Raw genomic sequence first — 23371 nt, forward strand, 5'->3', positions numbered from 1 at the left:
ATCCTATAAGGTTTGTTTTTCGGGGTTAACACGCGGCTGCACGGCGGAAACGGTAGTGTTGTGTCACATAAGTTTTGGCAGCCGTGTCGCGCGGCGCGATAGTACCGAAGGTGGTTTCCTACCATGTCCGCTATTCCTTCTCCTGGAGCCATGCCCCGCAAGGGCGCTCGTCCCGGCCCGTCGGCTTCCGCCCCCGCCGCACGACCGGTGCAGCCGGCAAAGAATGATCCCGCTAAATGGGGCCGCGTTGATGCTGATGGTTCGGTCTTTGTGAAGTCGCCCGAAGGTGAACGCAAAATCGGCGAATGGCAGGCAGGCACCCCAGAAGAAGGCTTGGCGCACTTTGGCGCCCGCTACGACGATCTGTCTACCGAAATCGAGCTGCTGGAATCCCGCCTGCAGGCGCATCCGGACGATGCAGCGTCGATCAAATCAACCGCGGCAGAGCTCCGGGACTCCCTGCCCACGCAGGCAGTGATTGGTGATATTGCCGCCTTGGACAAGCGCCTGAGCACCGTCATTGAGCATTCCGTGGAGGCCGGCGAGCAGGCGCAGGCTAACAAGGCTCGCCGCCGCGAAGAGGCAATCGCCAAGAAGGAAAAGCTGGCGGCCGAGGCCGAGGACATCGCCGCCAACTCGACGGAGTGGAAGGCCGCCGGCGACCGCATTCGCGCCATCCTCGAGGAGTGGAAGCAGATTCGTGGCATCGACCGTCAGACGGATGATGCACTGTGGAAGCGCTATTCCCGCGCCCGCGATTCCTTTAACCGTCGTCGGGGCTCGCATTTCGCCGAGCTCGATCGCAACCGCGCTGCAGCCCGCGCCAAGAAGGAAGAGCTAGTGGAGCGCGCGGAGGCTATTAAGGAATCCACCAACTGGGGTGAAACGGCGCGTGCTTACCGTGACCTCATGACGGAGTGGAAGGCCGCTGGCCGCGCTCCCCGCGAGATCGACGATAAACTCTGGGCCCGCTTCCGTGCCGCGCAGGACCACTTCTTCAACGCCCGCAACGCGGTCAACGACGAACGGGATAAGCAATTCGCAGAAAACGCCGCCGCCAAGGACGCGCTCATTGCGGAATATGACTCCCAGATTGATCCATCCAAGTCCATCGACGCTGCAAAGGCCAAGCTGCGGGAGCTGCAGGAAAAGTGGGAAGAGATTGGTTTCGTCCCGCGCAAGCAGGTGCGCGAATACGAGTCTAAGATCTCGGCGTTGGAAAAGCGCGTAAGCGACGCCGAGGATTCACAATGGCGCCGGACGGACCCAGAGGCCCAAGCCCGCGTGGCCCAGTTCCAAGCCAAGGTGGATGAATTCACTGCACAGGCGGAGGCCGCAGACGCCAAGGGCAATGCCAAAAAGGCAGAGGAACTGCGCGCCCAGGCGCAGCAATGGCAGGAGTTCGCGGATGCCGCTGCGGCTGCTGTCAACGATAAGTAGCGGCTCCCAGTCTGAGTGTTCGTTCAGATAGTCGCCCCGCCGGGCTCGGCACACGCTGAGCCGGCGGATTGCCTCCGCAGCTTTGTCTTCGACGCTAACCTTGCCGCACAGGAAGCCAGCGGTGATCCCGCGGCCAGTGGCTCTCCACGCCGTGTGCTCCAGCGCTTGCAAGGCTCCGCAGAGTCCGTGACTTACCTTTTCGGGCTCACTACCACTGCTATGGGCACTGCAGGAGAACTGGGGCTGCCGGTCATTTCAGCAGCCGAGCCCAGCCCAGAAATCGACTTCGACGGTTTCATCCATATCTCACTTCCTCTCTTGGAGGAAACGGACAACGCCGATATCGAATGCGTTCTCGCCGCGGATCTCTTGCCCTTGCCTGGGGAGGAACTAGAGCCAGAGGCTCTCGACGTTACGCGAGCCCTCGCCCGCGAGGCACTCCGGCTTACCCGCCAACTGGGCCGCAAGAATGCCCAGGTTGGCATGCTGTATCCGCCGGACGCGGACCATACCTACGATCCAATGTCGCAGGCCTACCTCGAACTGGGGTTTCGCCAGAAGCACGCCGAGCGTCAGATGTACGTCGACATCCAGCCCACTGCCCCGGTGCTCGGTGCGCAGGTGTGGCCGGACTATGACATCCCGAAAGAGCTTCTGGATGATGTCCTCCGCTTGCTCACCATTGCCTCCGCCGACGCCGTGTACGGTGACTTGAGCGTTGAGCCCATCGTGTGGACGCGGCAGCGCCTCAACGAAGCTTACGCCCGGCTACGCTCCCGGAAGGCTCACACGTTGCTCGTCGGCATTCTCGAGCGCGGTCGAGTCGTCGCACTCACGGAGCTGTCGCGCCACGGCGATGCAGACCCCGAAGTGTGCGAGTGGACTCTCACAGTCACCGACCGCGCCTACCGCCGGCGCGGACTGGCCACGCGCGCCAAGCAGCATGCTCAGTACGCGGTGACGCACCACTGGCCCACCGTTCGCCGGGCGTACTGTTCTGTGGCCCAAGCTGATCCAGCGATGAATGCGCTCTACGCGCGCCTCGGCGCGCATATCATCTCCGCCAGCAGCGCCTACGAGCTCACCGTGTAGAGCGGATAATCGGTGTAGCCGCGCTCCCCACCTGTGTAAAACGTTCCTTCGTCCGGCGCGGTGATTGGAAGCTGCTCCTGCCAGCGGCGAACGAGGTCCGGGTTCGAGATGGCCAAGCGGCCCACGGCCACCGCATCACCATGCTGAACCAGCTCCTCGGCTTCGGCACGCTGGGTGACCTGGACAAATCCCGAATTCAGGATGACGCGGGTGCGCCCGTTAGCGCGTGCAAGGGTGCTCAGCTCAGTAATGAGCTCACCGGTAGGCTCTGCGTGGAGGAAGGAAACATAGGCCAGACCGAGGTCTTCACTTGCACGGAGCAGCCCTCCATACGTGGCAAGCACATCCGCGGCGTCAGTTTCCTCGATGCCCTGAATATTGTGTTGTGGCGACAGCCGCAGTGCGAGACGGTCTGCACCGATCTCCTCGGCCACAGCACGGAGGATTTCCTCCACGAGGCGATAGCGATTCTCTGGGTTTCCACCATAAGCATCCTCTCGGTGATTGGAGCTCGGGGAAAGGAATTGATGCAGAAGGTAGCCATTGGCGCCATGGATCTCTACGCCATCCATCCCTGCGTCGATGGCGTTGCGAGCGGCCTGACGGAACTCTCCGATGATGCGAGGTAGCTCTTCAACGTCGAGGGCTCGGGGAACCGGACACTCTTTGCGGGACTCAAAATCTCTGACCGCAGTCCCAGAGGCCACTGCGGAGGGCGCTACCGGCTGTGCCCCTTCGAGGAGACTGGCATGAGACAGGCGCCCGCCATTCATTACCTGCATGAAAATGCGCCCGCCGGCCTCATGGACGGACTCCGTCACGCGACGCCACCCGGCAATCTGCTCTGGAGTTTCGACACCGGGCTGGCCAGGAAAGGCGCGGCTCGTCATCGAGGGGAATACGCCCTCTGTCACGATAAGGCCCATGGAAGCGCGCTGCGTGTAGTACGTCTCGTGCACATGTGTGGGGACACCGTCACGGCCTGCCCGTGAGCGGGTCAAAGCTGCCATGGTCACGCGGTTTGGCAGGGTTAGTCGTCCCAATTCAAGTGAGTCGAAGAGTGTAGTCATGCACTCCACAACACGATAGTAGGAGTGCTTATTCCTCGCCCTGCTGACGGCGGTGGCGTGAGGCGGCGCGTGAGCGGCGGTCGTCGATAAGCAGCGGGTTCTGCTCCGCTGGCAGCTCAGTCGCGGCTTCGTTTTGCAAGACACCCACGTGGTCAAGCTGCCCCGAGACTTCACGGACACGCTCAGCGGCGGCTAGCTGCTCAGGGCTGCGGCGCAACGCAACTTGGCAGTACACAAGAAAGGCCACCAACGTCGAGATAGCACCCGCGTACATGCCGATGGAAGCACCCTCAGCGGCGCCGCCGCGGTACCAGAAGCCCCATAAGTTGACGAAAAAGGAGATGGTCACCATCATCCATGCGGCGAGAGCTACAGACGTCCGCCGCGTGAGGAGTGTGGCCGTGGTCAGAATACCCACGCCACCCAACGCTAGCCAGGCGCTGACGGTCTCCATAAGCGAGATCCGGACTCCCTCAACGGTTCCTCCGACGAAGAGCGCTTCCCATCCGCGAGCCTCGCCAGCATAAGGAAGCACCAGGTACGCTACCCACGCCAGGACGGATACGATGAGCGCGTATTTGTGCTTTCCCAGTTCAATGGTCCTCGCTGCACGCTTCTCTGCCGCGACGGCGTCGCGCACCTGCTTCAAGTCATCACTCATAGAACCGGAGCCTACTCTCTTCTAACAGCCGCAAGAATCAGCCGGCGCGCTGGGCTTGCCGACGCCCGGCAGCCCCAGCCCCACCCCAATCGGAGCCGTCGTAGGTGTCTGCCCTGCCGCCGACATATCGCCGGCCTTCGTGCGGCGGTGCTCGCTGACGCCGGAGTCAGCAACCAGGAAGAAGGAGCCCGCACCCGTCACGGTGGTGTGCACGACATCACCGGGACGAATCTCCGCGGAAATGTCCTTGCCCGCAGGATCGACGGGAGCGAAGTGAACGAGGCGACCGTCGCGGGCACGGCCGGTAAGGCGGTGAGTCTCGGCGGACTTACGGCCACCTTCCGCCTGAACCAGAAGCTCCACATCGGAACCGACGAGCTTCGCGTTTTCCTCAGCCTGGATGGAGTCTTGCAGCGCTACCAAGCGCTCGAAGCGCTCCTGCACGACCTCTTTCGGTATCTGATTCTCCATTTCCGCAGCCGGGGTGCCTGGGCGCGGCGAGTACTGGAAGGTAAAGGCGGACGCGAAGCGGGCGCGGCGCACCACCTCTAGAGTGGCCTCGAAGTCTTCCTCCGTCTCGCCAGGGAAGCCCACAATGATATCCGTCGTAATGGCAGCATGCGGCATCTTCTCTCGCACTTCATCGAGAATGCCCAGGAACTTCTTCGTGCGATAGGAACGGCGCATGTCCTTGAGCACCTTGTCCGAACCAGACTGAAGCGGCATGTGCAGCTGTGGGCACACCGCTGGGGTCTCCGCCATGGCATCGATAACATCGGACGTAAACTCGGCAGGGTGTGGGGAGGTAAAGCGGAGGCGCTCAAGGCCCTCAATCTTGCCTACTTCCCGCAGCAGCTTGGAGAAAGCGAAGCGGTCCCGCGGCAGATCCGGGTCGGCGAAGTTGACACCATAGGCGTTGACGTTTTGCCCCAACAAGGTCACCTCGGACACGCCCTGGTCCACCAGTGCTTGAACCTCTGCGAGGATATCGCCTGGGCGGCGGTCCTCTTCCTTGCCGCGCAACGAGGGAACAATGCAGAAGGTACAGGTGTTATTGCAGCCTACGGATACCGATACCCACCCGGCATAAGCGGATTCGCGCTTTGCCGGCAGCACGGACGGGAAGGCCTCCAGGGCGTCGACGATCTCGACCTGGGCCTCATCGTTGTGGCGGGCACGCTCCAGCAATGCCGGCAGGGCAGCCATGTTGTGGGTTCCGAAAACAGCGTCTACCCACGGCGCATGGTCAAGGACTGTGTCCTTATCCTTCTGCGCCAAGCAGCCACCCACCGCGATTTGCATGCCCGGGTGGTTTTCCTTCGTCTTCTTTAACGCACCCAACGTGCCGTACAGGCGCTTATCGGCGTTCTCGCGCACGGCGCAAGTATTGAAAACGATGAGGTCAGGCTCAGTGCCCTCCGGTGCCGCCGAATAGCCGGCTTCCTCAAGCAGGCCGGAGATGCGCTCTGAGTCATGAACGTTCATTTGGCAGCCGAAAGTCCGCACCTCATAGGTGCGGGGCTGGGAATTAATTACGGGGGAGTTCACGGGGGACATTCTAACTGGCCCATCCGACTACTCATAATGCCTTAAGTTCGGCAATGCGTGCGTCCAAGACCTCAATGGAGATACGCATAACGAGTTCCTGGTTATAGCCGCGCCGCGCGAGCGTGCCAACGATGCGACGCAAGAACTTGTCCCTCTCATGCCGGTCAGCGGGAACCCTCTTGAGGGTTCGCACCTTCTTTTCAGCTACCTGGCGGGCGACAGCCTCTTCAGATTCTTCAGTGATCTGCTCTAAAGCTATGGCACGGTCGGCAGCCTCGACGCCCTTCTCCTTCAATTCGAGGTTGAGGGCCCGGGCCGATTTTCCTCGCCGGGCGTGACGCTGACGCACCCACTCCTTGGCAAAGGCTTCATCATCAACAAGCCCTACCCCTGCTAAGTCATCGACGACAGTGTCAACGACCTCTGGCTCAAAGTCCGCAGCGACGAGCCGGTCACGCAGCTCCTTGCGGGAACGCGCCCGCTGATCCAGTAGACCTAGCGCACGGGAACGCACGGGTGCCTTCGCCGCTTCGGCTTCCGCGTCAATGAGTTGCCCGCCGGCGTCACCCGACTCGTAGGCTTCGAGAGCGCGACGCAGCTTTTCGAGTTTCTCTGGTGAAGGTTGTGGCATTGATTCCGATTAGTCGTCGTCGAAATCGACGTTCGGTACAAGATCCACAGCCTCATCCGTCAGCGGATCGTCCGCGCCCGGCACGTCCATCGCTACATCCTCGCCCGCTTCGGCAGCGGCGGCACCAACGCCGAGTTTGACGAAGATCTTCTTTTCAATCTCATCCGCGAGATCTGGATTGTCCTTGAGGAAGTTACGGGCCTTTTCCTTGCCTTGGCCCAGCTGGTCGCCCTCATAGGTAAACCACGAGCCAGACTTCTTGATGAAGCCGTGTTCGACGCCCAAGTCAATGATGGAAGACTCGCGCGAAATGCCCTCGCCGTACATGATGTCGAACTCAGCGATCTTGAACGGCGGGGAAACCTTGTTCTTCACAACCTTGAGCTTGGTGCGGTTACCAATGGCATCCTGACCATCCTTCAGGGTCTGGATTCGGCGAATATCGCAACGCACCGAGGCGTAAAACTTCAGCGCCTTACCACCCGTCGTGGTTTCCGGCGAGCCAAACATTACGCCGATCTTTTCACGCAGCTGGTTGATGAAGATGGCGGTGGTGCCCGAGTTGTACAGAGCACCGGTCATCTTGCGCAGCGCTTGGGACATGAGGCGCGCCTGAAGGCCAACGTGGCTATCTCCCATCTCGCCCTCAATCTCAGCCTTCGGTGTCAGCGCCGCGACCGAGTCAATGACAATGATGTCAATGGCACCGGAACGCACCAGCATATCGGCGATTTCCAAAGCTTGCTCACCGGTATCTGGCTGGGAAACCAACAGGTTGTCCGTATCCACGCCGAGTAGGCGCGCATACTCCGGGTCGAGAGCGTGCTCAGCATCGATAAATGCGGCGATGCCACCAGTTTTCTGCGCCGATGCAATGGCGTGCAGCGCAACGGTGGTCTTACCCGAGGATTCCGGGCCATAAATCTCCACGATACGCCCACGCGGGAAACCGCCGACGCCTAATGCGATATCGATAGCTGTGTTGCCGGAGGAAATGGCTTGGATTGGCGGGCGGTCATCATCGCCCAAACGCATGACGGCGCCCTTACCAAAATCCTTCTCAATCATCGCCATTGCGGCATCAAGGGCCTTTTGACGATCATCGCCCTTGTTCGCCGTCGAGGACTTCTTCTTCGTAGCCATTCATTTCCTCACTATCGTGCGTCAGTTGTTGTGCATTCTTGCTCGTTAATACGTGCGTGTTAATGCTTGAGTGTTAATTAAAGGTGGCACCTAGTTAGACTGCCGCCTCGTGACTTTGGTTCCCAGGCTTTGACTCAATTAGCCTTTCATCCTCACCACAAGCCACGAAAGCACCCTAACGCGCTCACCGGACCACGTCCCCACAATACACACACAAGTGTTCGATTGGCCATTCTGCCGTGACGCGTGTCCAGGGCGCCAAGTCCGTTACTGGCGCACCCACGGGCCACCCTGCTCCTGCCGAGAGAAAGTCACCTTCTCAGAAGCTGGAAGAACGGCCACCTCCTCCCCTAGTTGACCACACATGTCTAGCTCGTCAAGGTCAGCCCTACTGCTCATGAATGAGGAATACCCGGGCCTTTGCACATCCCGGTAGAGCTCAACCTGCCCCGCAGCAGGCGGCACCCACTCATCGTCCTCATCACTACCGCCCTGCCAGGTACCTTCGCTCGCCGCTAGGACATCTTTTTCGGAAGCACCGGGGCAAATTAAGATCACCCGTTCATACTCGGAATCAAAGATGTCACCGATCTGCATGTCCACGCTGCCAGGATCCCCCTCCTTCACCCCGGCTGCCCTATCGATATTTTCAATGACATTCGCGGAATTCATCAACGAACATCCAGTCAGACCACCTATGACCAAGCCGGAGAGAAGCGCCATTGCACCCCCGCGCACGCTTAGGTGCATCACATCGTTAAACCATGCTTGTCCCTGCCTATCTGCCATGCCCCGAGGGTACCCCGTTCGGGGTGATCGTGGGATCCAAAGCCCATGCTTGAACGGTGTTCAAAAGGGCTCATTTGCTGCACCGTTACCCCGCTGGATAAACTTTGGCCCATGAAAAAGAATTCCGTCGCGGCTGACATCGCGTACGTCGCGGTCTTCACCGCGCTCATCATAGTCTTTGCTTTCGTCTCCATCCCCACCCCCACCGCGGGTGTGCCCATCGTTCTCCAAAATGCCGTTATCATCCTGGCCGGCCTGGTTCTCGGCGGCCGGCGCGGCCTCTTCGTCGGTCTGCTTTTTATAGCTCTCGGCCTCGTTGGTCTTCCCATCCTGGCTGGCGGGCGCAGCGCGTTAAGTGCTATCGCCGGCCCCACGGTGGGCTACCTCGTTGGATATGTGGTCGCTCCGGCCATCACCGGTCTTATCGCCTACCGGGCGCCGCGCGGCAAGGGAGGCATGACCGCCATCCTCGCCATTGCTGCTCTTGTTGGCTTAGCTGTGCAATATTTCTGTGGAAGCCTGGGCCTAGTGTTCCGCTCTGACATGTCCTTCGGGGCTGCCATCATTGCCCAAGGCCCATTCATCATCCCCGATCTCATCAAGGTCGCCGTCATGGTCATTATCGCGGTCGGTGTCCATGCAGCATTCCCCGATCTGATGGGTCGACGCGCTCAAGCGAAGTAACTCCCGTGCCGCAGATCGATTTCCGCAATGTTTCCGTCGCCTTCGACGAAACCCCCGTACTCAAAGACATTTCACTCTGCTTGAGCGAACAGCGCATCGGCATTATCGGTGCCAATGGTGGCGGCAAGTCCACGCTCGTTCGGCTCATCAACGGACTCGGTGAACCCACCAGCGGTCAGGTGGTGGTGGACAACCTGGACGTCGCCAAGCACGGCAAGGAAATCCGACGCCGCGTGGGTTTCGTCTTTTCTGATGCCGAGAACCAGATCGTCATGCCGCAGGTACGCGATGACGTGGAGTTCTCCCTGCGTCGTCTCAAGTTGTCTCGGGAAGAACGTACCAAGCGTGTCGACGCCGCCCTCGAACGCTTCGGCCTAGGCCCCTTGGCAGAGCAGTCTCCGCACACGCTCTCAGGTGGGCAGAAACAGCTCCTTGCACTGGCCTCAGTACTGGTCATCGAACCGACCATCATCATCGCTGACGAGCCAACCACCCTGCTCGACCTGCGCAACCGCGACCGCATTCGCCGCGAGTTCGCGCGTCTGGAACAACAGCTCATCGTCGTCACTCACGATCTAGACTTCCTCTCCGATTTCGACCGCGTTCTGTGCATAGACAACCACAGCGTCGTTGCCGATGGAGCACCCGAGGAGGTCATCCCCTTCTACACGAACCTTATGGAATCCCGCCCGCTCTAACTCATGCCCAAGAACATCCCACTCGGCTTCTATGTCGACGCCGATACCATCATTCACCGCATCCCCGCCGCGGTGGAGTTCCTACTACTCATCGCCTTCATTCTCGTAACATCGCTGGCGGTGCACACGATCCCTTGGGCGGCGGTGAGCCTGGCTCTCCCCCTTGGCCTCTTCCCTATTGCCCGAGTTCCTTTCCGCGTTGCGTTTGGCCAACTCGCACCGCCGCTCTACCTTCTCCTCGCGCTCGCCGCGTTCCAGTGGTGGCAGAAAGACCTGACGGCGGCTGCCATCATGTTCCTCACCATCTACGCCGCCATTAGCGCGGCGGTGCTGCTAACACTCACCACAAAGGTCTCGGAGATGATGGACTCCCTGGATCGCGCCCTGGCTCCTCTGGGGCGCCTCGGGGTCCCCGTTGAGAACATCACGCTAGCGATGTCCCTGACCATTCGTTTACTTCCCCTGATGCTAGGGACGGTCGTCGAGGTGCTGGACGCACGAAAAGCCCGGGGTGCCACGGCATCACTAACCGCCTTTGGCACCCCGGTTATCATTCGCTCGATCCGTCGCGCACGCGCCATGGGCGAGGCCCTGCAAGCGCGCGGCGTCGGAGACTAAACTTTATTCACCGCGCAGCTCACGCAGGCGAGCCTGGACGGCATCATCCTGCATGTTCGGCTGAGCCTTAGCTTCAGCCGAACCGATTGCCTGCTGGGAGTTGCCCTCTACAGCCTTCGGATTGTTCATCTCGGCGCGAATCTGCTCAAGACGGGAGTGGCCAGCCAGCTGCACACCGGCCTGCTCAATCTCATGCATTCGGTTCGACACAGAGTTCTCCGCGAGCTCCGCCTGACCCAAAGCCTTGGAGTAGCGGCGCTCAATCTTATCGCGCACGGCATCTAGGGAAGGCGTGTTGCCATTCGCGGTAAGCTCGTTCATCGAGTTAAGGGAGTCGGAGACCTTCTCCTGCATCTTGGCCTGCTCGAGCTGGGACAGCAACTTCGAGCGCTCGTTAACCTTCTCACGCAAAGCCATGCCATTGCGCTCGACGGCCTTCTTAGCCTGCTCCGCCTGCTGCAGTGCCTGATCATGCAGCTTCTTGGTGTCTTCAACAGACTCCTCCGCGGTTACCAGCTGGGCGGCAAAGGCTTCCGCTGCGTTCTCATACTCGGTAGCCTTCTGCACGTCACCCTCAGCACGGGCCTTGTCCGCCAAGCTGAGAGCGTTGCGGGTGTTTTGCTGCAGCTTTTCAATCTCACTAAGACGACGGTTGAGCTGCATCTCCAGCTGACGCTGATTACCAATCACCGCAGCGGCCTGCTGGGATAGCTCCTGGTGCTGGCGCTGCGCGTCCTCGATCGCCTGCTCGATCTGCACCTTCGGATCAGCGTTCTCTTCGATCTTCGAGTCAAAGAGAGCCATCAAGTACTTCCAGGCCTTTACGAATGGATTCGCCATAACAGAAGGTGCCTTTCTCAGCAGTTCGTTGTGTGGATAAATGGGTAATCAGAGTATTCTCTGCCTGCCTAATATTAGCGAAGCAAGGAGAGCTACGCCGCAGTTCTATAACTCGGATGCAGCTGGCGCAGTGGATGCAAGTTCCTCATCCATCGACGGCAACGCCATGTAGCCGGCCGCCTCAATGAGGACATCGGAGACGCTGACATCAAGTGCATAGCAGACAGAGGCCAGCAGCTCGGAGGAAACCTCCTTGCGGCCACGCTCCAGCTCCGAAAGATATCCCGGGGAAACACGCGCCACACCGGCGAGCTCGCGGAGGGTCACGCCTTTATCCGCGCGGAAGGCGCGAAGCGTTAATCCGAGGGCCTCACGCAGCAGCGGCTCAGGAGTCCGCGTCGACCGCGCCGGGGACTGGGTGGGTTTATCGAGTAGTGCAACTGAAGTGTTCATCACCCCATACAACGGCTCAGCAGTCGTACTTGTTCCCACAATCAACTAATTTTCTTCAAGAGTTGATAGGAGAAGACTCAATGCCGCCTCAACGGCAGCGAAACGAATCGCGTTGCGCCCCTCAGCAGGAAGCTCATAAAGGACGCCGCGCTTGGCGACGCCCCCGCCACCCCTCCCGCATAACCCCACGTACACCGTGCCCGCGGGTTTGCCTTCCTGGAGGTCCGGCCCGGCTACACCAGTCAGCCCTACCCCCCAATCTGCACGCGTTTCAACGACCGCTGCCTCAGCCATCTGCGCAGCAGTCGCAGCAGACACCACGCCTTGCTCCTCAAGTTCTTCCACGGTGGTGTTGAGAAAATGAGCCTTGACCTCTGTCGCATACGTCACCAGCCCACCCCGCAGCACCGCCGAGGCTCCCGGGATGCACGCCACAGTCGCAGCGGCTAGACCAGCAGTAAGGGACTCACAGAACGCCACAGTTTCACCGCGTTCGCTGAGCGTGGATACTAGTTGCGCCTCGATGCTCATTGGTTCTCCCTATGGCCATCAATGAGGTACTGGATGCCGGTCAGGACGGTAACGAAGGCGGCGGCCAACATAACGAGGAGGCTCGGAAGGTCCATCCACCCTGGCAGCGGACAAAGATACAACGCCACCGCCACAGTCTGCAGAGCCGTCTTGAGCTTTCCGCCTTGGGAAGCCGGCACCACCTTCCCTTGACGCAGCAAGAAGAAGCGCCAAATCGTAATGCCGAATTCGCGAAACAGAATCAGCACGGTGATCCACACCGGCAAAGCCCCAGTGATATTGAGGCACACGAGGGCCGCGGTCATCAGGGCTTTATCCGCGATCGGGTCCGCAATCTTGCCAAAGTTAGTGATGAGTCCCCGCGCGCGTGCAATATCGCCATCCAACTTATCCGTGAGCATCAAGAGCGCGAAGCAGAGGAAAGCCCACCATTCATGGCCAGCGAGCACCAGCCAGGCAAACAGGGGGATAAAGAGGATGCGCAAACTGGTCAGGATGTTGGGCAGGTTCCAATTGGAGACCTCGGGGTTAACATCCGTAGTTTGAGATTGCTTGTGCGCAGCCTGAGAATCATTCACGCTCTTCATCCTACCGTGGCCTGCCTGCCCCTCGGGCGAGCACTACCATGGTCGGTATGAAGTATTTCGCAGTTTCCTATGAATACAATCCATCTAACCCGGTTATTGCTGAGGTTCGCCCGAAGCACCGCGAATTCATCGGCGCACTCCACGACAAGGGCCAGATCTGTGGCTCTGGCCCCTACACCGATTCCAAGGGCGGGGCGCTCATCGTCCTGCAATTTGAGGATGAGTCCGTAAAGGTGGCCGATGTCATCGCCCTCATGGACCAGGATCCCTTCTACACCGAAGGCGCTGTTACTGGGCGCGCTTTCCGCGAGTGGAATCCCGTTATTAATTCCTTCTAAATCCCCGCGGCCCGAGTTTAAGGCAGCTCGGACTTGGGAAGTTCGTCCGCCTTGCCGACGAGCTCGCCCTCCTTGTTGCGTACGATCTTGTTGCCAAAATCGTCCCAATCATAGTGGTTGTGAGAAACCACCACGCCACCCTGGGCTTGGTCGCGTTTGTCCTTCCACACTGACAGCAACACCGTAACCAGGAGGACGCCGACGATGACCAGTAGCGACACAAGGGTCGTAATCTCCGGTACTGCGCTGACATTCTCACCTCCATTGATGAAGGGCAAGTTGTTCTCGTGCAGAGCGTGGAAGAGCAGCTTGACACCAATGAACAGCAAGATAATACCCAGGCCATAAGGCAGGTAGACCAGGCGGTCCAACAGGCCATCAATGAGGAAGAACATTTGGCGCAGCCCCATGAGAGCGAAGGCATTGGTGGTGAAGACGAGGAAAGGCTCCGAGGTAATGCCGTAGATAGCTGGGATGGAGTCGAAGGCAAACATGACGTCGATCAGCCCGATAGCCGCCAAAGCAACGAAAAGCGGCGTCAGGGCGAATTTGCCCTTCTTCTCACCGGATTCCTCACGGTGGGTGAGCTTGTCACCGTGGTAGCGCGGGGTCACATGGACCACTTTGCGCAGCCACTTGACTACCAGCATGTCGTTGGGGTCGGTCTCGGGCGTCCCGTTGATCTCATCGATGAGCAGCTTGACTGCGGTGTAAATAAGGAAGATGGCAAACAGGTAGAAGACATCCGACCATGCCGCAATAATGGCCGCGCCCATCAAGATGAAGACAAGGCGGAAAACCAGCGCTAGGACGATACCGATGAGCAGGACCTTCTGCTGATACCTGCGGGGAATCTTGAAGGAGCCCATGACGAGCGAGAACACGAACAGGTTATCCACGCTCAACGCCTGTTCCGTCACCCAACCGGTGTAGAACTGTGCCGCATGTTCACTGTCCCACAGCACCCATACAACTCCGCCAAAGACAACGGCGACGGCCATGTAGAACAGTGTCCACCCACCGGATTCCTTGATGCTGGGCTCGTGGGGTGAGCGGACGTGGCTATAGAAATCGAAAACAAAAAAGCCCAAGATCACCGCGATGGTGATGGCCCAGACCCATAGTGGCACATGCATAATGAGTTATCCCTCCGGTCGACGCGACAATAAAGACCGGAGGTCTCCCCCGCTAGCAGGCTCTATGCACAGTCCCGCTAGCCGGCGCGACCGGGAACTGTACCGCAGTTGCCGTGTTGACGATCGACGCCGTGGATTGGGGTACTCCCCTCCAAGACTCGTCCTATCCTACACGGAGCTTAGAACGCACCTGTGGAGGGGTTAGCGGAGATTTCTACGGTGCGGGTATCGGCTTCAGCGTCATCTACCCCGCCGGCATCTTCAGCGTCTTGGACCTCCTTCGGGGCCTCTGCTGGGTCAGCGCCCTTGATCATCCAGATGATGGTGTCGAGCTCCTCCGGCTTGACCAATACCTCACGCGCCTTGGAGCCTTCGGAAGGCCCAACCACACCGCGCGACTCCATGAGGTCCATGAGTCGACCGGCCTTGGCAAAGCCGATGCGCAGCTTGCGCTGGAGCATCGACGTGGAGCCCAGCTGGGAGGTGACCACAAGGTCGACGGCCTCCAAGAGGTCGTCCATATCCTTGCCGATCTCTTCGTCGATCTCCTTCTTCGCCTCCGAGGCCTTATCGTCCGTCACGCCTTCGGTGTAGTTCGGCGAGCCCTGTGCCTTCGCGGCATCGACAACCGCCTGCACCTCCTCGTCGGAGACGAACGCACCCTGCATACGCACTGGGCGGCCGCCCTGCGGGATGAAGAGGCCATCGCCCATACCAATGAGTTTCTCGGCTCCACCCTGATCCAGGATGACTCGAGAGTCCGTAAGCGAGGACGTCGCAAAAGCCAGACGAGAAGGAACGTTGGTCTTAATAAGACCGGTCACCACGTCCACGGACGGGCGCTGCGTTGCGAGCACAAGGTGAATGCCGGCTGCGCGCGCCTTCTGGGTGATGCGGACGATAGAGTCCTCGATCTCCTTCGGGGCTGTCATCATGAGGTCTGCGAGCTCATCCACGACGCACACGATGTACGGGTACGGGCGCATCTCTCGCTGGGAGCCGGCAGGAGCCTGGTATTCGCCGCTGCGGACCTTCCGGTTGAAGTCCTCGATCTTGCGCACGCGGGCAGCCTGCATATCCATGTAGCGCTGCTCCATCTCCTCCACCAGCCACTGCAGGGCCGCCGCAGCCTTCTTCGGCTGCGTGATGATGGGAGTGATGAGGTGCGGGATACCTTCGTACGGTGTGAGCTCCACCATCTTCGGGTCGACGAGGATGAGGCGGACGTCTTCCGGCGTCGCGCGGGTCAACAGCGAGACCAGCATGGAGTTCACGAACGCCGATTTACCCGAACCGGTTGCGCCGGCCACGAGCAGGTGCGGCATCTTCTTCACGGAGAAGGAGGTGTACTCGCCTTCGATATCCTTGCCCAAGCCAATCAGCATGGGGTCATGGTCGGCGCGCAGTGCCGGGGAATCCAAGACATCGCGCAGACGCACCATCTCTCGGTCCGCATTGGGCACCTCAATGCCAACTGCGGACTTGCCCGGAATCGGGGTGAGCAGGCGCAGGTTATCCGTCGCGACGGCGTAGGCCAGGTTGGACTGCAGGTTTGTAATCTTCGAGACCTTGACGCCAGGGCCCAGCTCGATCTCATAGCGCGTGACTGTCGGACCACGACTAAAACCGGTGACCTGGGCATCGACCTTGAATTCTTCGAAGACCTCGGTGATGGCCTCGATGATGCGATCGTTAGCCTCCGTGCGTGCCTTCGCAGGTTTGCCGGCGGTGAGCAGGTCCGTCGTCGGCACATCGTAGCCGCCGCCCAGGGCAGTGTCTTCCGCACCACTCGGAGCTGCGGGTGTTTCTTCGGCTACGCTCTGGGCTTCATCCTCAATCTTGGCACCCGTTCGCGCATCACGTCCGGATCGTTCCTGGAACATGCGCACTGCCTCGGAATGAGCGGCGGAGACCACGTCCTCTCCCGCTGAGCCAGCCGACGCTGCGCTTGCCGACGCCTCGGCAGCCGCCGCTCCCAGTGCTGCACCGGCGGCACCGCCGACGTCCACGCGGGGACGCTTTTTCGGTGCTGGTTTGGATACTGACTGCGGTGCCGCCTTCTGCTCCGACTGCGGAGCAGGCTCCGGTTCCGGCACGACAGGGATCTCATCTGTGTCATCGACTCGGCTATCAAGGCTTGGGCGGCCGTGCTGTACCGGCTCCTGGGATACTGGCTGTGCCGCGGAGTCAAAGGAAACCGTGGCATTCTCATCCGGCATCTGCCTCGGGGGCTGCTTCGGTGTCAGCTTCGGGCGCGGGCGCGGAGTATACGCCGGGCGTGCGGGACGCTCGCGCCCTTCGGCGATGGCGTCGATGTCCTCGCTGGCGTAGCCGTAATCGTCCGCGGGAGCGTCGTCAAGCAGCTCCTCATCTGAGCGGTTCTTCCGATCGCGGAGTTCGCCGAGGAGCGCGGAAAACTGGGCGGCCACGAAGTCATATGCCTCGCGCAGGGTGATGCCAGTGATATTGAGCGCTCCGTACACGATGAGCAGGAAAAGCAGTGGCACCGCCACATAGCTGGAGAAGGCCGCTACCAATAGCTCGCCTACTAGATACCCGATGCCACCACCGGCCTCTCCGGCGGCATTGTCCTTCCAGGTCAGCTTCGGGAGCCCAGCGAAAATATGGATGAGGCTGAGCATGCACACCACGATGAGGGCGGTGCCACCCACGACGCGCGGCTTGAAATGGCCCGCGGGACCGGACAGGTCCATCATGAGCGCGATGGCAACCGCAATCAATGCCACGGGAAGGACATAGGCGCCTGCACCAATGACGTAGCGAACAGCATTGGTGAGGTATTCACCGATAATGCCGGCGACTTGGAACCACGTTGCACAGGCAAGGATGATGGCCACACCAATCAGCACGAGCGCAACCGCATCTGGATTAGAGACACGAATGCTCTTCTCCATGCGAGTAGGGCGCTCCATAACGGTCGTCGGCATATCACCGTCGACGTCATGGGCCCGGGTCACCTTGCTCTTCGACGAAGCAGCGCCCTCTGCCCTCTTGCTAGTTTTTTTATTCTTCGCGCGTCCAGAAATTTCCCCTGGCTCCCTCAACTCGTCGTAATCATCAATTGCCCCCTCATCATGGGGCGCATCATAAGCAGAATCGTAGAGATCCTCGTCCCGGCTTCCCGCTTCAGCTGGCTTAAGCCCAGCGAGGCCATGCCCGACTCCCCGCGCCATGCTTCCCATGCCCTTGGCGGTGGCGCCAAAAACGCTGCCGAGTCCGCGGCCAACGGCACGAAAGGCGCTGCCGGTCCTCTCCTCGGAGGTCTCGGCAGCGCGGGTTGCAGACGTCAGCGAGTAGCTTGTGCGGCCCGACGGCCGCGCCCGATTTACGGTGCGACCTCGACCGGAGGCGCGAGACGGAGCGTTCTTGACAGACATGCCTGCCACTCTAGTAGCAAACGCACCATTAACCACATGCGCCACACGCGCATGCTAAAGAATTTTCGCAGTTCAGCCTACAGGCTTGACCTAACGATGGCGGAGGTATCGCCCTCGATCTCAACCCGCGCGGCCTCGCGGCCGAAAGCCCACAAAAGCAATTCGGCCACGGTGCCACGCACCCGCACCACTGCATCGCCTTGCTCCGAAACGCGCCGCTTATCCGCGGCCACGATCGGTGGAAAGCCCTGTGGTTCCAGCACGACAGGACGGCGAGAACGTGATAACAGCCGTGTGCCTAGTAGTTTCAACGGCGCAAGAAGCTCGGCGTGTGCGGCTCGTGACAAATCCCGCGGTTCAGTGTGACCATTGGCGCGGCGAAGATCCTCATGATGGACAAAGTGCTCCGCAGCATTGAATACTGGGTCCGCATAGCGCAGAGGATTGAGTCTGCCCGCTCCCCTACCCCAGGAATCAACAAGCTCCTCATATGCCTTCTGCGCACGAATCTTCCTAGCGATGTCATCAGCATGAGAAGACAGTGCCGGGATAAAAGCCCCGATCGCAGCATCAGGGCGGTTCTCACGAACCCACAAATGCGTTATGAGGTCATGGGCCGACCAGCCCACGCACAACGTCGGTGCGTCGGGACCAAGTTCATGAAATAACGCCACCATTTTGGCGCGCTCGCTTGAGGAAAACGACATACGCCCCAGCATACCCACCAAAGACGGGAACGCTGGGGCGCTGTTGGCCTAAAGCCTAGAGCGATTCACGGGAAGCGTGAACTTCGTCGTCGTCAGGCAGCAAGATATCCGAGTTCGTCGGCACAATGGTCGGCAGAATCACCGGCTCGCGCTTGTACTTGGAATCCATGAGCTTCGACACCTTGCGGCGCAGCTTCTGCACCATGCGGTAGGTATCGTTCTCACCCTCCGCTGCGAGGTCATTCATGGTGTTCTCCACCATCTCAGCCACCTCGGGCACGATTCCGCGGTCATCGTCGGAGAAGCCCGTTGTGGACACCGTCGGGTGCTCGAGCAGGCGCGAGGTGCGGTTATCAATGACACAGGTGATGGAAACAACGCCGCCAGCACCCAGGTTGGTGCGGTCCGCCAGGGTATCGGCGTCGACATCACCCATCGACACACCATCGACGTAGAGGTTACCCACAGGGATCTGGCCGACAACTTCAGCGCGGCCATTGCGCAGATCGACGACAACACCGTTCTGAGCCAAGACCACGCGGTCGCGGGCCACACCGGTGGAAATAGCCAGCTCCTTGTTCGCGCGGAGGTGGCGCCACTCGCCGTGCACCGGCATCGCGTTCTTCGGGCGGGCAGCGTTGTAGAGGAAGAGCAGCTCGCCACCGTAGCCGTGGCCGGAGGCGTGAACCTTAGCTTCCTTGTTGGTGATGACTTCAGCACCAATCTGAGAGAGCATGTTGATAACGCCAAACACGGCTTCCTCGTTACCCGGAATCAGGGAGGAGGAGAAGATGATGAGGTCACCATCGCGGACCGTGATCTGGCGGTGCTCGCGGCGGGCCATGCGGGACAGCGCCGCCATCGGCTCGCCCTGGGTACCGGTGGTAATGAGCAGCACCTTGTGCGGAGCCATCTTGGCTGCTTCATCGATCGGGATAATGGTGCCGCGCGGCACCTTGAGGAAGCCCATCTTCTCCGCAATTTCCATGTTGCGCATCATGGAGCGACCGTTGAAGGCAACCTTGCGGCCGGCGGCCACGGCGGCGTCGATAGCCGCCTGCACGCGGTAAACGTTGGAGGCGAAGGTGGCGATGATTACGCGCTGCTTGGCCCCAGACACCAGCCGCTTAAATGTTGCCGGAATGTCGCCCTCAGAGGCAGACACACCCGGAATGTTGGCGTTGGTGGAGTCACACAGCATGAGGTCCACGCCCTCATCGCCGTAACGCGATAGGGCCGGCAGATCCGTCGGGCGGTTATCCAGCGGGGTCTGGTCCAGCTTGATATCACCGGTGTGGATGATGTTGCCGGCCGGGGTGCCCAGCATGACGCCAAGCGCATCCGGGACGGAGTGGTTCACTGCCCAGAAACGGCAGCGGAACGGACCGTAGTTCACATCGGACTTCTCGTTGACCTCTACGAACTTCGGCTTCTGGAGGTGCTCCTTACACTTGGCCGCGATCAGCGCAATGGTGAAGCGCGAAGCCACGATCGGGATATCCGGGCGCAGCTTCAGCAGCCACGGAATCGCACCGATGTGGTCCTCGTGTGCGTGGGTGACGACGAGCGCCTTGACCTTGTGAATCTTCTTCTCAATCGGGCCAAAGTCCGGGAGAATCAGGTCCACGCCCGGCTCACCGGAGGACGGGAAGAGCACACCACAGTCGATGATGAGCATTTCGTCCTGGTACTCGAAGACGGTCATGTTTCGACCGATCTCAGAAATACCGCCCAGAGCATAAATACGCAGCGAATCCTTCTGCTGCTTCGGCGGCTCTGGCAGACGCTTAGTCAAGTCCGCGCCCTGCATGGACTTGGGCACATTGCGGCGACCGCGGTTGTTGTTGCGGTTACGGTTGTTACGACCACCGTTGTTGCTATTGCCGTTGTTGTGGTTGTTGTTGCCGCCGCGGCCGCGACCACGGCCGCCACGGGAACCACGAGAACGGGAACGACGGTTGCCGTCGTCAGAGTTTCCAGACTCCTTAGAGGTGGCGCCGGAAGCAGCCGATTCGTTCGGCGCTTGGAAAACCGGCGAAGCCGCCTCATTCGAGGCGGTCTCAGTCTCCGAAGGCGGACCCGCCTTACGGGTTACCTTGCGGGAGCGATTACGGGATTCAGTCATTCTTAAAGGACTCCAGCCTTTTCCAAATCGTGGCGGAGAGCCTCGATCTCCTCCGCGTCAGCCGCGGTAACTGGGAGACGAGGTTCTCCAACTTCAATACCCTGCAGGCGCAGGGCAGCTTTAACAAGAGTTACTCCTCCGAGGCGACCTTGTGCCTCGACGAGCGGGGACAAAGTTTTCGCGTTAATCTCTCGTGCACGTGCAATATCGCCTTCATCGAAGGCTACGCAGAGATCAGCCAGGGCCCGCGGAGCAATATGGCCAATCACGGAAATAACGCCCGAAGCACCGAGGGCCAGCCACGGCAAGTTCAGTCCGTCATCTCCGGAGTACCATGCCAAACCGGTTTCCTGGATAAGCGGTGCGGCTGCTACAAGGTCGCCCTTGGCGTCCTTAACAGCCTTGATGTTCGGCACCTCCGCGAGGCGAAGAAGGGTCTCCGTCTCAATCGGAATGCCCGAGCGGCCAGGAATGTCGTACAGACAAATTGGGAGGTCCACGGCGTCAGCCACAGCGCTAAAGTGCGCGTACACACCAGCCTGGGAAGGCTTGGAGTAATACGGGGTCACGACCAGAAGGCTGTCTGCTCCCGCATCAGCGAAAGCGCGCGCTGCCTCAATACTGGTGGCGGTGTTATTAGTTCCCGCACCAGCGCACAACTTAGCGCGGCCGCCTACCTCTTCCTTTACAGCTGCGAACAGCTCCAGTTTCTCATCCAACGACGTCGTCGGTGATTCGCCCGTGGTCCCAGACAAAATGAGCGAATCTACGCCGTTATCAACCAAATGAGCTGCTAGGCGACGACCAGCGGACACGTCCAAGCCGCCGTCCTGGTCAAATGGAGTGACCATAGCTACGCCTACGCGTCCGAAGGTGTCGACGCCTGCCTGTGCTGTCATACCTGTGCTCATAGGCGTCAAGATTACCTGCTTTCGCCCCCATTGGCCGCATCGGGGTCGTGCGCGAGTCTCCTACTGAGTGCTTTAAGCGTAGGGACTCGAGGCCATTTCGGTACCGTCAGCCAGGGTGGTGATATGGAAGTCGTCGAAAAGCACCGGCGATTGCTCCCGCAAGAGCTTTAAACACGTGACGGCGAGCTGGCGCATCTCTGTATCGGCCTGTTCAGTCGCCCGCGCGCCAATAAAGTGACGCCACGCGCGATAGTTTCCCGTCACGACGATGCGGGATTCCGTGAGATTGGGTAATACCGCACGCGCTGCTTGTCGAGCCTGTTTCTTGCGCAGCAATGCATTTGGCTCCTCTTCCAGCTTGGACTCGAGAGCGTCAAGGAGCTCCTCGTAGACAAACCTCGCTTCGTCGGCCGCCTGCAAGGTCAACCGCGTTAGCTGTTCATCCTCCGCAATGAATTTGGGCAGAACTACCTCTGCTTCCTCGGAATGCACAAAGCGCTGCGAGAGCTGCGAGAAGGAGAAATGACGGTGGCGAACCAGCTCATGCGACGCCGACCGCGACAGTCCCCGTATATAAAGCGTCGCTGTGGCATGCTCCAGCAATGCATCGTGGCCGACCTCCAGAATGTGGTGCAGATAGGCCTGATTTGAGGCGGTACGGGGATTCGGCTTGTCGAAGGACTCATAACAGGCGCGCCCGGCAAATTCGACTAGAGCCTCGGTTTCCGACGCCCCCTCATCAACCTCCCAGTCCACTCCTCGCGGCGCATGGAAAGCGGTTGCCGCAATGAGCTGGACATCAAGCTCAGAGACTTTTGCCATTACAGCCCCAAGTACTTCTCAAGTCCCACGGTCAAGCCTGGGTGGGATGCAATTTCTCGTACACCCAGCAGAACACCGGGGGTAAAGGAAGAGCGGTCATAGGAATCCTGACGGATGGTCAAGGACTGGCCTTGAGTGCCGAAGATAACTTCTTCATGAGCCACCATTCCCTGCATACGGACTGCGTGGACGTGAACACCATCGACGTCTGCGCCGCGCGCTCCATCGAGAGACTGCTCGGTCTTGTCCGGCATAGCGTCCAAGCCTGCCTCCTGGCGAGCCTTTGCAATGCCCTGCGCAGTGTGAACCGCGGTACCGGACGGCGCATCGAGCTTGTTCGGGTGGTGGTATTCGACTACCTCGGCACTGTCAAAGAACTTCGCCGCCTGTGCGGCAAACACCATGGTCAGTACAGCTGAAATAGCGAAGTTCGGGGCGATGAGAACGTTACCGGCGCCCTCTTTCTTAGTCCACTCCTCCACCTTGGCTAGGCGTTCTGAATCGAATCCCGTGGTCCCCACAACAGCGTGGATGCCATGTGCGATGCAAAACTCTAGATTATCCATGACCGATGCCGGCTGGGTGAAGTCGACGGCGACCTCGGCACCAGATTCAACCAGCTTCTCCAACGGGGTCTCGCGGTCGATGGAAGCAACTAGCTCCAAATCCTCTGCCGCATTAACGCCTTCCACGATTGCTTGGCCCACGCGCCCTTTAGCCCCCAAGACGCCTACCTTGATAGTCATTGACAATCCCTTCATACGTGTTCGTGCGGTTAACTGTGCCCAGTCTATCCCTGACACCGGCGAGGTTTCAGACAGGGCTCAAAAGGCTGCCTTTAATACGCATTTTCTTCCTTTCGTTGCGGACACAGGCGACACCACTCAAATCATTCGGCATCGAATGTCCTGGCTAACCCATGGTGACTACCCCCGTTTATAGTGACAACTTGACATGAATGTAGTGCTGGCTATGGCTATGTGGGGCGGTGGCCGCTAGAATCATGGTTAGAACACTTCTTCTAACTCATGTTGATCTCGGGGGAGACCATGACCACTACTGCTACACGCCCGCCTACCTTTTTCTTTTCCACCACCAACCCTAATAATCCACATGCGATGGCTCGTGCTCAAGCCCGGAGAGCCACCT

The 23371-nt window shown here is 59.8% G+C and carries 23 protein-coding genes; 6 read left to right on the plus strand and 17 right to left on the minus strand.

The features are described 5' to 3' along the window. Window positions 1–123 precede the first annotated feature (123 nt). Window positions 124–1440: a DUF349 domain-containing protein gene (locus HMPREF2781_RS07130; RefSeq protein WP_070644957.1), complete on the plus strand. Its 1317-nt coding sequence runs from the start codon at window positions 124–126 to the stop codon at window positions 1438–1440. A 15-nt stretch (window positions 1441–1455) separates the two neighbouring features. Beyond that, complete coding sequence (locus HMPREF2781_RS07135; protein ID WP_070644959.1) at window positions 1456–2532, plus strand: GNAT family N-acetyltransferase; 1077 nt, start codon at window positions 1456–1458, stop codon at window positions 2530–2532. Here the strand turns inward: HMPREF2781_RS07135 and HMPREF2781_RS07140 are convergent. The 6 genes from HMPREF2781_RS07140 to HMPREF2781_RS07165 all read right to left on the minus strand — a co-directional run bounded on the left by HMPREF2781_RS07140 (window position 2514) and on the right by HMPREF2781_RS07165 (window position 8374). After that, window positions 2514–3602, minus strand: coding sequence for an alkene reductase (locus tag HMPREF2781_RS07140; protein ID WP_083276477.1), 1089 nt, complete (start codon window positions 3600–3602; stop codon window positions 2514–2516). The two genes, HMPREF2781_RS07135 and HMPREF2781_RS07140, sit on opposite strands and share 19 nt — an antisense overlap. A gap of 28 nt (window positions 3603–3630) precedes the next feature. Further along, window positions 3631–4263 carry an Rv2732c family membrane protein gene (locus HMPREF2781_RS07145; RefSeq protein WP_070446732.1) on the minus strand — a complete coding sequence of 211 codons (633 nt, stop codon included), beginning with the start codon at window positions 4261–4263 and terminating at the stop codon, window positions 3631–3633. A 21-nt stretch (window positions 4264–4284) separates the two neighbouring features. Beyond that, window positions 4285–5748 carry a tRNA (N6-isopentenyl adenosine(37)-C2)-methylthiotransferase MiaB gene (gene miaB, locus HMPREF2781_RS07150; protein ID WP_070446731.1) on the minus strand — a complete coding sequence of 488 codons (1464 nt, stop codon included), beginning with the start codon at window positions 5746–5748 and terminating at the stop codon, window positions 4285–4287. 94 nt (window positions 5749–5842) lie between these two features. Next, the gene (gene recX, locus HMPREF2781_RS07155; RefSeq protein WP_070446730.1) at window positions 5843–6442 is read right to left on the minus strand and encodes a recombination regulator RecX; all 600 of its coding nucleotides are present in this window, start codon (window positions 6440–6442) and stop codon (window positions 5843–5845) included. 9 nt (window positions 6443–6451) lie between these two features. Beyond that, a complete protein-coding gene (gene recA, locus HMPREF2781_RS07160; RefSeq protein ID WP_070446729.1) occupies window positions 6452–7585 on the minus strand; it encodes a recombinase RecA in 1134 nt (377 codons plus the stop codon). 267 nt (window positions 7586–7852) lie between these two features. Beyond that, window positions 7853–8374, minus strand: coding sequence for a hypothetical protein (locus HMPREF2781_RS07165; protein WP_070644960.1), 522 nt, complete (start codon window positions 8372–8374; stop codon window positions 7853–7855). Between the two features lie 111 nt (window positions 8375–8485). Between HMPREF2781_RS07165 and HMPREF2781_RS07170 the strand changes: the two genes are divergently transcribed. The 3 genes from HMPREF2781_RS07170 to HMPREF2781_RS07180 are packed head-to-tail and all read left to right on the plus strand — an operon-like array spanning window position 8486 to window position 10374. Further along, on the plus strand, window positions 8486–9058 hold the full coding sequence (locus tag HMPREF2781_RS07170; RefSeq protein WP_070644962.1) for a biotin transporter BioY: 573 nt from the start codon (window positions 8486–8488) through the stop codon (window positions 9056–9058). Window positions 9059–9063: 5 nt separating this feature from the next. Continuing rightward, on the plus strand, window positions 9064–9756 hold the full coding sequence (locus tag HMPREF2781_RS07175; RefSeq protein WP_070644964.1) for an energy-coupling factor ABC transporter ATP-binding protein: 693 nt from the start codon (window positions 9064–9066) through the stop codon (window positions 9754–9756). A gap of 3 nt (window positions 9757–9759) precedes the next feature. After that, on the plus strand, window positions 9760–10374 hold the full coding sequence (locus HMPREF2781_RS07180; protein ID WP_070644966.1) for an energy-coupling factor transporter transmembrane component T family protein: 615 nt from the start codon (window positions 9760–9762) through the stop codon (window positions 10372–10374). 3 nt (window positions 10375–10377) lie between these two features. Here the strand turns inward: HMPREF2781_RS07180 and HMPREF2781_RS07185 are convergent, their stop codons facing one another. The 4 genes from HMPREF2781_RS07185 to pgsA all read right to left on the minus strand — a co-directional run bounded on the left by HMPREF2781_RS07185 (window position 10378) and on the right by pgsA (window position 12785). Next, a complete protein-coding gene (locus HMPREF2781_RS07185) occupies window positions 10378–11214 on the minus strand; it encodes a PspA/IM30 family protein (protein WP_070644968.1) in 837 nt (278 codons plus the stop codon). Window positions 11215–11319: 105 nt separating this feature from the next. Next, a complete protein-coding gene (locus HMPREF2781_RS07190; RefSeq protein WP_070644969.1) occupies window positions 11320–11667 on the minus strand; it encodes a helix-turn-helix domain-containing protein in 348 nt (115 codons plus the stop codon). 45 nt (window positions 11668–11712) lie between these two features. Continuing rightward, window positions 11713–12198 (minus strand): nicotinamide-nucleotide amidohydrolase family protein, encoded by a 486-nt coding sequence (locus tag HMPREF2781_RS07195; protein WP_070644971.1) that lies wholly within the window; start codon window positions 12196–12198, stop codon window positions 11713–11715. Then, the gene (gene pgsA / locus HMPREF2781_RS07200) at window positions 12195–12785 is read right to left on the minus strand and encodes a CDP-diacylglycerol--glycerol-3-phosphate 3-phosphatidyltransferase (protein WP_210386014.1); all 591 of its coding nucleotides are present in this window, start codon (window positions 12783–12785) and stop codon (window positions 12195–12197) included. The genes HMPREF2781_RS07195 and pgsA overlap by 4 nt, the downstream gene beginning before the upstream one ends. A gap of 47 nt (window positions 12786–12832) precedes the next feature. Here pgsA and HMPREF2781_RS07205 point away from each other — a divergent pair, with 47 nt between their 5' ends. Then, window positions 12833–13123: a YciI family protein gene (locus HMPREF2781_RS07205; RefSeq protein WP_010190299.1), complete on the plus strand. Its 291-nt coding sequence runs from the start codon at window positions 12833–12835 to the stop codon at window positions 13121–13123. A 17-nt stretch (window positions 13124–13140) separates the two neighbouring features. Here HMPREF2781_RS07205 and HMPREF2781_RS07210 read toward each other — a convergent pair whose 3' ends face one another. The 7 genes from HMPREF2781_RS07210 to dapB form a co-directional block, all read right to left on the minus strand. Beyond that, window positions 13141–14259: a TerC/Alx family metal homeostasis membrane protein gene (locus tag HMPREF2781_RS07210; protein WP_070644975.1), complete on the minus strand. Its 1119-nt coding sequence runs from the start codon at window positions 14257–14259 to the stop codon at window positions 13141–13143. A gap of 179 nt (window positions 14260–14438) precedes the next feature. Beyond that, window positions 14439–17657 carry a DNA translocase FtsK 4TM domain-containing protein gene (locus HMPREF2781_RS07215; protein ID WP_070644977.1) on the minus strand — a complete coding sequence of 1073 codons (3219 nt, stop codon included), beginning with the start codon at window positions 17655–17657 and terminating at the stop codon, window positions 14439–14441. 77 nt (window positions 17658–17734) lie between these two features. Then, on the minus strand, window positions 17735–18376 hold the full coding sequence (locus HMPREF2781_RS07220) for a TIGR03085 family metal-binding protein (RefSeq protein ID WP_070644979.1): 642 nt from the start codon (window positions 18374–18376) through the stop codon (window positions 17735–17737). Window positions 18377–18419: 43 nt separating this feature from the next. Then, entirely contained in the window at window positions 18420–20489 is a 2070-nt protein-coding gene (locus HMPREF2781_RS07225) for a ribonuclease J (protein ID WP_070644981.1), read from the minus strand. A gap of 2 nt (window positions 20490–20491) precedes the next feature. Beyond that, a complete protein-coding gene (dapA, locus tag HMPREF2781_RS07230) occupies window positions 20492–21400 on the minus strand; it encodes a 4-hydroxy-tetrahydrodipicolinate synthase (protein ID WP_070446718.1) in 909 nt (302 codons plus the stop codon). A gap of 72 nt (window positions 21401–21472) precedes the next feature. Continuing rightward, window positions 21473–22222 carry an FAD-dependent thymidylate synthase gene (thyX, locus tag HMPREF2781_RS07235; protein WP_070644983.1) on the minus strand — a complete coding sequence of 250 codons (750 nt, stop codon included), beginning with the start codon at window positions 22220–22222 and terminating at the stop codon, window positions 21473–21475. After that, a complete protein-coding gene (gene dapB / locus HMPREF2781_RS07240; protein WP_070644986.1) occupies window positions 22222–22968 on the minus strand; it encodes a 4-hydroxy-tetrahydrodipicolinate reductase in 747 nt (248 codons plus the stop codon). The genes thyX and dapB overlap by 1 nt, the downstream gene beginning before the upstream one ends. Window positions 22969–23371: the final 403 nt, after the last annotated feature.

Origin of the sequence: Corynebacterium sp. HMSC062A03 (assembly GCF_001811145.1) — a bacterium.
Taxonomy (GTDB): Bacteria; Actinomycetota; Actinomycetes; order Mycobacteriales; family Mycobacteriaceae; genus Corynebacterium; species Corynebacterium aurimucosum.